The organism is Bacillus sp. 05T31 (assembly GCF_056396725.1).
In genome coordinates this window covers 1-815 of record NZ_JBFTMA010001146.1, presented here as the reverse complement: position 1 = coordinate 815, position 815 = coordinate 1, and the positions used below count along the sequence as shown (strand labels likewise).

General features: G+C 41.8%; 1 protein-coding gene. It reads right to left on the bottom strand.

Going from position 1 to position 815, the window contains the following annotated elements; genetic code table 11:
* Window positions 1–191: 191 nt before the first annotated feature.
* On the bottom strand, window positions 192–815 hold a 624-nt coding region (locus AC1DJR_RS31985), incomplete at its 5' end, for a BclA C-terminal domain-containing protein (protein ID WP_477004467.1).

The window sequence follows — 815 nt, the reverse complement described above, 5'->3', positions numbered from 1 at the left end:
CTCATTCCCCCTTCCAATACTTGTGAAAATAAATGAATGTTCATTCATGATGGTTGTTTTCATTATATTATAGTCGTAACATAGTTACAATCATAATATTCTGAATTTTTATAACTATGCTTTACTTCCTTAACTTCTTATTATATGTAGAAACTCTCCTAATTTTAAAAGAATAAGAGAGTTCACGTTACTTAGCTTAATCTTATAATCGTTAAAACTGCACCAGGTGTAGTCGTTGATAACGTGGCAACAGCTAACAATCCAAACAACTGCAAACTAATTGCACTCCCCGCTGCAAGAGTCGTAATAATTGTCGCACTAAATGAAGTCGTTGCTAATGCAGGGGAATTGATAGTTCCAGCAAGCGGTGCACCATTAATTGTAATTCGCGAACTAACTAATAATGAAGCCGTTATATTAATTGTATATGAAATATAATAATTCCCCGCATTTGCGGCCGTAAATACAGTGTTCCCCCCCGACACTGTAATTCCGGGACCGATATTCTGATTATTTGGAAGTGGGACATTTGTTCCACCAAGAAGCACTGATATTGCCGCTCCTGATGTATTATTCGCAAATGCATACGTTGCCGTGATACTTGTACCTGTTACTCCCGTCGCTCCTGTTTCACCTGTTGCTCCCGTTGCTCCTGTTGCTCCTGTCGCTCCTGTTGGACCTGTTGCTCCTGTTGCTCCTGTTGCTCCTGTCGCTCCTGTTGCTCCCGTTACTCCTGTTGCTCCTGTCGCTCCTGTTGGACCTGTTACTCCCGTTGAACCTGTCGCTCCCGTTGAACCTGTTACTCCCGTTATTCC